The sequence below is a fragment of the Rhizobium aouanii genome (assembly GCF_037002925.1).
GTDB classification, from domain to species: Bacteria; Pseudomonadota; Alphaproteobacteria; order Rhizobiales; family Rhizobiaceae; genus Rhizobium; species Rhizobium aouanii.
In genome coordinates this window covers 1-406 of the sequence record NZ_JBAMYD010000068.1, presented here as the reverse complement: position 1 = coordinate 406, position 406 = coordinate 1, and the positions used below count along the sequence as shown (strand labels likewise).

Below are 406 nucleotides of genomic sequence, written 5' to 3'. Positions count from 1 at the left end.
CAGGCTGCTGAAATTGGCGCTGCGTTGCGGCAATCGAGAGCTTCGGGTGCGATTTTTTGACGGATATCGGCCGGATTTGAGCTGGCCGCAGGCGATATCTTGATCATATTGGCCTATTTGCCTCCCATAAGACACACTTCGCCCGTCAATCCGATCAATTTCGGAAGACGAATGATGTTGTAGGCCGCAAGGGCGAAGGTGAAGACCGCCTTCACCTTGTCCAATCCGCGCACCTTGATCTGCGCCAGGCCGGCCGTCGTCTTGACCCAGCCAAATATTTCCTCGATCCGCTTGCGGCAGCGCAGGCTGATCGCATAGCCGGGGCTTTGGGCGACGTCTGGCGGCACCGCCGTCTTGCGTACCTTGCCCGTCTTGCTCACCGTGCCGTTGATCGCCACATGCGGCT

The 406-nt window shown here is 58.6% G+C and carries 1 protein-coding gene; it reads right to left on the bottom strand.

The features are described from left to right. Nucleotides 1–113: 113 nt before the first annotated feature. Nucleotides 114–406, bottom strand: a 293-nt coding sequence (locus V8P77_RS34750; protein WP_335916771.1) for a transposase, incomplete at its 5' end; no start/stop codon positions are given.